Below are 8062 nucleotides of genomic sequence, written 5' to 3' on the forward strand. Positions count from 1 at the left end.
CAGCTTGCAGACCATCACCGCAGCATCGGGATGCTGACAACGACCATCGATGATGTCGGCTATACGGCTTTAGATGAAGCCACTAAACATGCCGAAGTAGATGTGGTGTACGCTAAATCCTTTTACGCGGGTGCGGCCAATGCTTCAGGGCCGCTTTCAGGAGAATTTATCGGCATCATTGCTGGGCCGAGCCCGGATGAGATCAGGAGCGGATTGGATGCGATCGAGAACACGATCGAGAATGTAGCTTTTTTCGAATCGTTAAATGAATCGGGCACTCATGCTTTATATGCCCATGTTGTGCCAAGGACCGGCAGTTTTCTTTCTGAGACTGCGGGCATCTCGATCGGAGAACCGCTTGCGTATTTGATCGCACCGCCGCTTGAAGCTGTATATGGCATTGACGCTGCATTAAAAGCAGCTGATGTTAGGCTCGTTAAATTTTTCGGGCCGCCTTCTGAAACAAACTTTGGAGGAGGGCTGTTAACAGGCAGCCAGTCAGCTTGCAGAGCAGCAGCAGATGCGTTCAAGGATGCAATAGAGGAAATTGCAAAACGCCCTGTAAGATAGGGGCGAAAGAAAGGAGAGACGCCCATGGTTCATTTTGACCCGGATTTGCAGTCAATGCAGGAAATGCGGGACGCGGTGAAAGCTGCAAAAGAAGCACAGGCGGTCTTTGCAGAGTTCACACAAAAGCAAGTGGATGACGTAGTGAAGGCGATCGCAGACGCAGCATACAGCCAGTCAGAGCACCTTGCCAGACTCGCACATGAAGAAACAGGACTAGGTGTTGCAGAGCATAAAAAAATCAAGAATGAAGTAGGTTCCAAAAGTGTTTACGAATCAATTAAGAATGAGAAAACCGTTGGAATCATTTCAGAAGATCCGAAAAATGGAGTCACAGAGGTGGCATCTCCGTTCGGAGTAGTCGCGGGCATCGTACCTGTGACGAATCCTACCTCGACGACGATGTTCAAAATTTTGATCTCTTTAAAAGCAAGGAACGCTATTGTCATAAGCCCGCATCCTTCTGCTAAGAACTGTTGTGTGGAAACAGCGAGAATATGCCTAGAGGCAGCTGTAAAAGCAGGTGCTCCAAAAGGTATTATCGGCTGGATCTCCAAACCGACAATGGATGCGACTCAGTCACTCATGAAGCATTCCGACGTAAACGTAATTTTAGCAACAGGCGGTGGAGGCTTGGTGAGGGCGGCATACAGCTCAGGAAAGCCGGCATATGGAGTCGGACCTGGTAATGTTCCAGTATATATCGAGAAAACAGCAGACGTTAAGCTGTCAGTTAAACGAATCACGGACAGCAAAACATTTGATAACGGCACGATCTGCGCCTCAGAGCAATCGGTTGTCGCAGACCGCCAGATCAAAGAGCAAGTCGTAAAGGAATTTGAAAAGAACGGCGCTTATTTCTTAAGCGGGGAAGAGAAGCGAAAGATGGAAGCTGTCATCTCTCCGGTCCCAAGGACATTGAATCCTAAGATTGTAGGGAAATCTGCTAAAGTGATCGCAGGAATGGCAGGAATCAGCGTGCCTGATAACACAAGGCTGCTGATCGCCTATGAAAACAATGTGGGCAAGGAATATCCTTTCTCCATTGAAAAATTGGCGCCGGTGTTCGCCTTCTATACGGTGAATGACCATGAGGAAGCCTTCTCGCTATGCGAAAAGCTGCTAAGCCTCGGCGGCCGCGGACATTCTCTTGCTCTTCATACAAAGGATAAAGAGCTTGCAAGGCGGTTTGCGATCAAGATGCCAGTATCCCGCCTGCTCGTCAACACACCTTCTGCGCTCGGCGCAGTCGGAGGCACGACCGGACTCGCTCCATCCTTAACGCTTGGATGCGGAACATTTGGAGGAAATATTACTTCCGATAATGTCACGGTTAAGCACCTATTTAACAAAAAGCGCCTAGCTTACGGGACACGAGAACTGGACATCCCGCAAGTGAAGCAGGCTGATTCAGCACCTGCGAAATCAGCTGTTACAAAAGAAGAACTTGAAGAAATCGTGAAGCAGGTCATATCGTCAATGGATGATCCAAAGCAAGCGGATCCGCAGAAAATTATCCAAGTTGTAAAAGAAACAGTCAGCGCATTACAAAATTAATCATAAAAAACTAACCATTATCAGGAGGAATTAAAATGTCTAGAGAACTTACTGCATTAGGAATGATTGAAACTAAAGGTCTTGTAGCATCAGTAGAAGCAGCAGATGCAATGGTAAAAGCGGCAAACGTACACCTTGTAGGAAAAGTACATGTTGGAGGCGGACTTGTAACTGTATTAGTAAGAGGCGATGTCGGCGCAGTTAAAGCAGCAACAGAAGCAGGAGCAGCAGCCGCTGAACGAATCGGAGAACTCCTATCCGTACACGTAATCCCACGCCCACACAACGAATTAGAAAGCATCTTGCCAAAATTCGAAGCTGCGCTTTAAAAAGTAGTTAATCTCTATTGATTTGAGTATCTGATGAGGTGAGTGACGGTTACTTGACCCAGCAATAGAACATCTAGAACCAGGCATACAACTTTACAACCTTACTGTGACTTGCACATGTATATCATTCACTAATCATCTTGAATTCATCTTTGATAAAGTTGATCGGAGTGTAAGGCGCCGACTCCTGCGGGACNNCCCGCCCCGCGGAAAGCGTGCGCCTGAAACGGAGATCAACCGCTACTTTGAGTTCTTTTCAATAACTAAATGACAGACAAAAGGCGGGACACGATGAATAAAGAAACCGTACGGTCCATCGTCGAAAAAGTGGTACAGGAGCTTACGTTTTTAACGAAGGAAGAGAAACCGACTATACCGGTAGCAGTTTCAGCAAGACATATCCACTTATCACAGCAAGATGTTGAAGTTTTGTTCGGAACAGGATATGAGCTGACACAAAAAGCAGAGCTGTCACAGCCAGGCCAGTTTGCTGCAAATGAGACGGTAACGATCGCTGGAACAAAAGGAAGCATACGAAACGTTCGTGTGCTCGGTCCGGCTCNNCAGATTGAAATCAGCCAAACGGATGCCATAAGCTTGGGGTACAGGCCGCCAGTGAGGCAGTCAGGCGATATCCGGGAGTCTTCACCGTGCACGGTCATTGGACCAAAAGGTGCCTTGACGATTCCAGAGGGGCTTATTATCGCTCAGCGTCATATCCATATGACACCAGCAGATGCCGAGCAACTTGCGGTTAAGGACGGCGACTATGTATCTGTTTCTATTAAATCTGAGAGGCCAGTTACTTTTGAAGACGTCCTTATAAGAGTGAATGAACGATATAAGCTGGAAATGCATATCGATACGGACGAAGCCAATTCGGCACTTGTGCAAAAAGGTCAGACAGGGAAACTAGTCTTGAAACAGGAAGGTGGAAATCATGAATAACGAATTTGATCGGGACATGATATCCGCCATCGTAAAAGAGATTATGAATCAGCTGCATGTAACAGGACAAGTGGAAAAAGATAAACCTTTATTGATCATCAGTTCTGAAGAAAAATATTGCGAAAAGAAGCAGCAGCAGCTCATTGCACGCTATCAAGAACATTGGACGGTGCAATTTCAGGAAGATTGCTGCTCTTCCCATATACAAAGTGATAGCCATGTGTTAATTCTAAACGCGTCTCAGGACGTGATTGTCCGGTCTGCGATGGGTCTTGCGGATACAGTACAGAGCAGATTGATAGCAGAGGCACTGTTAAAAAATGCAGCAGTGACGTTTGTGCAGCCAGCCAAGGATGCATCACTTTTTGAGCAGACCGAAAACAATGCTTACAAAGAATATTTGGCCAATCAAATAAGCCGGCTGGAGTATTTCGGTGCACATTTTGTAAAGTATGAAGAGCTCGACGGAAGACTTGGAATCGGAGACAACAGCATTGAAGGTGAAGCGACCTTTACTGGCAAGCTTTTAAGAGAGTCAGACGTAGAATCGGCAAAGACCCATTCTATCGTTGTTCCGCATCATACGGTCATTACTCCTCTTGCACGTGATGCAGCAAGAAGGAAGAAAATATCTATTATTAAATTAGAAAAGAAATAGAGGTGATTCTATATGAGGCTGGGCACAGTAGTGGGCAATATCTGGGCAACACGGAAAGAAGAAGGGTTGACAGGCCTGAAATTTTTATTTGTCCAGCTAGAAGCTCCTGATGGGTCCCCAATAGAGTCACCTGTCATCTCGGCTGACCGAATAGGTGCCGGAATAGGTGACAGAGTCATGATCACAACGGGAAGCGCAGCAAGATTCGTGATACAAGATAAAGACTTGCCGATCGACGCCGTCATTATCGGCATCGTCGATTCTGTAGATGTAGAAAGCAGGTGAAGAATATGAGTAAAGCACTTGGAATGATTGAAACAAAAGGATTGATCGGTTCGATTGAAGCAGCTGATGCGATGATGAAATCAGCTGATGTAAGACTAGTAAAACAGGAAAAAATCGACGGCGCCCTCGTGACAGTGATGATTGAAGGCGATGTGGGAGCTGTACAGGCAGCGCTGGATGCAGGGAAAGAAGCGGCAAAGCGTGTAGGAGAACTCGTTTCGGCTCATATTATCCCAAGACCAGATTTTCAGGTCGCACAAGTAACAAAAGGGACAGAGCAGAAGAAAGAGCCAGCAGCGGAAACACCGCCGGCACCTGAAACACCGCCGACGACTGACAATCCTTCGAACTCAAAGCCCAAAAAGAAAAAAGCAGAATAAATACGCCGGTTAAGCAAGGAGGGCTATTTTGAACTTATCATGCATAATGAGAGACCAAAAGTACAGTTTCGGTTCGTTAAAGGAAGTTCTGGCAAAGGCGAGTGAAGAAAAATCAGGAGACATCATGGCAGGAGTTTCTGCAGGTTCCTATTTGGAGAGGATGGCGGCTAAAGTCGTCCTCAGCAATCTCACATTGCAGGAAATCTACGATAATCCAGTGATACCTTATGAAACCGATGAAGTAACAAGAGTCATATATGATGATATTAATGAGTTCATCTATAATGAGATGAAGTCTTTAACGGTTGGGGAACTAAGAAACGTCATCCTGTCACATGATACAGACTCTCACAAGCTAGCAAGAATGAGCCAGGGGCTGACGAGTGAGATGATCGCTGCAGTGGCAAAGCTGATGTCAACAATTGACCTCGTTCTCGCGTCGCAGAAAATGAAGCATCAGGCATTTTGCAACACGCTGATCGGAGAGCCTGGCAAGCTGGCTTACCGCTGTCAGCCAAACCATCCTGTGGACCTTCCGGAAGGCATCCTATATTCATTAAAAGAAGGTCTTTCCTACGGTTCAGGCGACGCAGTGATCGGGATTAATCCAAACAATGACAGTGTAGAATCAGTGAAACGGCTGCTGACGATGTCACATGAATTCATCACCAAATGGAAGATTCCGACACAGAACTGTGTGCTCGCTCACATCTCCACACAGATTGAAGCATTGCAGAAAGGCGCACCGATCGATTTGATGTTCCAAAGTCTGGCAGGAACGCAGAAAGGAAACGAAGCTTTCGGTGTTTCAAAGGAAATCATCGATCATGGACAAGCTCTGATGAGGAAGCATGGGACTTCTACAGGTCCGAACATCTTCTACTTTGAGACTGGTCAAGGTTCCGAGGTCTCGCTTGCAGCGGATCACGGGGTCGATATGCAGACGCTTGAGGCCAGAACATATGGATATGCAAGGCACTGGAAACCATTTATGCTCAATAACGTTTCAGGATTTATTGGTCCAGAAACGCTGTTTGATGGCAGACAGATGATCCGTGCAGATCTTGAGGATCTGTTCATGGGTAAAATGCATAATCTTCCGATGGGTATCGCGCCGACTTACACGAATCATATGCATTCAGACCAGAATGACCAGGAAATCGCGGGAATCCTTACGGCAGTTGCAGGTGCCAATTTTTACATGGGCGTGCCGGCTGGTGATGATGTTATGCTTAATTACCAGGATACTAGTTTCCATGATGATGCAAGTTTGCGGGAGATGCTGCACCTTCGCCCGCTGACAGAATTTGAAAAATGGCTTGAAAATATGGGGATTATGGAAAACGGCAGATTGACGAAGTATGCCGGAGACCTGTCTCTGTTTGATTAGGAGGATGGGATGAATAAAAATCAGATTGAAGATATTGTTTCAAAGGTTCTTGCAAATCTGGGAAACACCCAAAGTCCTAAACAACCAACTCAACGAGAAGATGACGCTTTTCATTTTTCTAAAGAAGATGTTATCGGAGTCGAGAACCCAAAAAACAAGCAGACGATTGCACATGCGAGATCCATTACTCCTGCAAGGATCGGCATCGGGCATACGGGAACGAGAATGCTGACAAGCCATTATTTGAACTTCCGGATCGACCATGCCGCTGCCCAGGATGCTGTCTTGAAAGACGTTGACGAAGAAATTCTGAAACAACTCGGGCTTCCGATCTTACAGACAAAAGCGGAAGATATGCAGACATATTTGATGAATCTTGATTCAGGCCGCCGGCTGAACGAAGAATCAGAAACATGGCTGAAGAAAAACGGCGAAAAAGGAAAGCAAGTTCAGGTTATTGTCTGTGACGGATTAAGTTCGACAGCTGTAGAAGAGAATATCGCTGACTTGCTCCCGGCAATCAATCAGGGGCTATCGCTGAAGGGAATCACTTTCGCAAAGCCGCTCTTTGTAAAAAATGCACGCGTATGGGTTCAGGATCACGTTGCACAGATCGTGAACTGCGATGTCATCATTTCTTTAATCGGAGAACGTCCGGGGCTGGCGTCAGCGAAAAGCATCAGTGCGTATATGATCTACAAACCGAACGAAAAAACTGTTGAAGCAGACCGTACTGTTATTTCCAATATTCATGAAGGCGGATTATCACCAGTAGAAGCTGGGGCTCACCTATCAGATATCATTGCAGACATGTTAAAGTACCAGGCAAGCGGTGTCCATCTAGCCAAACAACGAAATCAATAAGTTGTTAGGGGGAGGATTATATGAGTCAATTAGGAACATACGTCATTTATATCATTATGTTTTCCGCAGTGANNATGGCAGCTATCCCTTATTTATCAAAGTTTATTGAAAGCGTTTTCGGTCCGTTATTTAACAGTATCGGAGCTGACCCTGCGATTGCGGCAACGACAATCATAGCGGTTGATATGGGAGGCTACCAGCTGGCAAGCGCGCTCGCTGAGACGAAAGAAAGCTGGATTATGGCCATGACGGTAGGATATATGGCCGGAGCGACGATCGTGTTCTCGATTCCAGTAGGTCTGGCGATGCTTGATAAGCGTGACCATAAATACATGGCGCTCGGCGTCATGTCAGGTGTACTGACGATCCCGATCGGGGTCTTCATCAGCAACGTGATGATCGCTCTTTCCAATCCACACATTCGGGAGGTCATCAATACTGGCGGAGATGCATCGTATCAGCTTGCATTAAGCTTTGGCACGATCATGATGAATCTATTGCCGCTCATCATCTTTTTTGTCGGGATTGCAGTAGGATTAAGGTTCTATCCGGATAAAATGATCACAGGATTTATGTGGTTCGGGCGCATCATGGATGCATTCATCAAGCTTGTGCTCGTATTCTCGATCGTAGAGTATTTCACAGGAGTTTTCTCGACTGTGTTCGGATCATGGGGACTGGACCCAATCATAGCGGACAAAGAAGACCAGTTCAGAGCACTCGAAACAGCGGGATATATCGGAATCATGCTCGCGGGGGCTTTCCCGATGGTCTACATGATCAGAAAGTATCTTGCTGTTCCATTAGAGAAGCTCGGAAACAAGCTTGGATTGAAAGCGGAAGGAAGCGCCGGGCTGTTAGCGTCAATCGCCAATATCCTTGCGATGTTCCGTCTAGTAAAATCGATGCGTCCGAAAGACAAAGTTATCAACATCTCGTTTGCTGTATGTGCGGCGTTCTTGTTCGGTGATCACCTGTCGTTCACGGCCAATTTCCAGCCTAACCTGATATTGCCGGTCATGCTCGGGAAGCTTGGGGCCGGAATCGTTGGGATCGGATTCGCCTACTGGCTGTCCGTACCAAA

At 46.6% G+C, this 8062-nt stretch carries 10 protein-coding genes; all 10 read left to right on the forward strand.

Going from position 1 to position 8062, the window contains the following annotated elements:
- Nucleotides 1-570, forward strand: a 570-nt coding sequence (gene eutL, locus CGZ90_RS20105) for an ethanolamine utilization microcompartment protein EutL (RefSeq protein WP_106408338.1), incomplete at its 5' end; no start/stop codon positions are given.
- A 24-nt stretch (nucleotides 571-594) separates the two neighbouring features.
- Entirely contained in the window at nucleotides 595-2124 is a 1530-nt protein-coding gene (locus CGZ90_RS20110; protein ID WP_094254244.1) for an acetaldehyde dehydrogenase (acetylating), read from the forward strand.
- Nucleotides 2125-2159: 35 nt separating this feature from the next.
- Complete coding sequence (locus CGZ90_RS20115; RefSeq protein WP_094254245.1) at nucleotides 2160-2453, forward strand: BMC domain-containing protein; 294 nt, start codon at nucleotides 2160-2162, stop codon at nucleotides 2451-2453.
- A 291-nt stretch (nucleotides 2454-2744) separates the two neighbouring features.
- Nucleotides 2745-3401, forward strand: coding sequence for a phosphate propanoyltransferase (gene pduL, locus CGZ90_RS20120; RefSeq protein WP_094254246.1), 657 nt, complete (start codon nucleotides 2745-2747; stop codon nucleotides 3399-3401).
- Nucleotides 3394-4059 (forward strand): hypothetical protein, encoded by a 666-nt coding sequence (locus tag CGZ90_RS20125; RefSeq protein WP_094254247.1) that lies wholly within the window; start codon nucleotides 3394-3396, stop codon nucleotides 4057-4059. The genes pduL and CGZ90_RS20125 overlap by 8 nt, the downstream gene beginning before the upstream one ends.
- Before the next feature lie 12 nt (nucleotides 4060-4071).
- A complete protein-coding gene (locus tag CGZ90_RS20130; protein WP_094254248.1) occupies nucleotides 4072-4344 on the forward strand; it encodes a EutN/CcmL family microcompartment protein in 273 nt (90 codons plus the stop codon).
- 5 nt (nucleotides 4345-4349) lie between these two features.
- Nucleotides 4350-4724, forward strand: coding sequence for a BMC domain-containing protein (locus CGZ90_RS20135; RefSeq protein WP_094254249.1), 375 nt, complete (start codon nucleotides 4350-4352; stop codon nucleotides 4722-4724).
- Between the two features lie 28 nt (nucleotides 4725-4752).
- The gene (locus tag CGZ90_RS20140) at nucleotides 4753-6114 is read left to right on the forward strand and encodes an ethanolamine ammonia-lyase subunit EutB (protein WP_094254250.1); all 1362 of its coding nucleotides are present in this window, start codon (nucleotides 4753-4755) and stop codon (nucleotides 6112-6114) included.
- Nucleotides 6115-6123: 9 nt separating this feature from the next.
- The gene (gene eutC, locus CGZ90_RS20145) at nucleotides 6124-6978 is read left to right on the forward strand and encodes an ethanolamine ammonia-lyase subunit EutC (protein WP_094254251.1); all 855 of its coding nucleotides are present in this window, start codon (nucleotides 6124-6126) and stop codon (nucleotides 6976-6978) included.
- 20 nt (nucleotides 6979-6998) lie between these two features.
- Nucleotides 6999-8062, forward strand: a 1064-nt coding sequence (gene eutH, locus CGZ90_RS20150) for an ethanolamine utilization protein EutH (RefSeq protein ID WP_094254252.1), incomplete at its 3' end; no start/stop codon positions are given.

It is taken from the genome of Fictibacillus aquaticus, from assembly GCF_002245695.1.
GTDB classification, from domain to species: domain Bacteria; phylum Bacillota; class Bacilli; order Bacillales; family Fictibacillaceae; genus Fictibacillus; species Fictibacillus aquaticus.

What these genes read in the sequence shown, in the direction of transcription:
- CGZ90_RS20110 (WP_094254244.1), top strand. Translation starts at nt 595, where the DNA reads ATGGTTCATTTTGACCCGGATTTGCAGTCAATGCAGGAAATGCGGGAC.
- CGZ90_RS20115 (WP_094254245.1), top strand. Translation starts at nt 2,160, where the DNA reads ATGTCTAGAGAACTTACTGCATTAGGAATGATTGAAACTAAAGGTCTT.
- CGZ90_RS20125 (WP_094254247.1), top strand. Translation starts at nt 3,394, where the DNA reads ATGAATAACGAATTTGATCGGGACATGATATCCGCCATCGTAAAAGAG.
- CGZ90_RS20130 (WP_094254248.1), top strand. Translation starts at nt 4,072, where the DNA reads ATGAGGCTGGGCACAGTAGTGGGCAATATCTGGGCAACACGGAAAGAA.
- CGZ90_RS20135 (WP_094254249.1), top strand. Translation starts at nt 4,350, where the DNA reads ATGAGTAAAGCACTTGGAATGATTGAAACAAAAGGATTGATCGGTTCG.
- eutC (WP_094254251.1), top strand. Translation starts at nt 6,124, where the DNA reads ATGAATAAAAATCAGATTGAAGATATTGTTTCAAAGGTTCTTGCAAAT.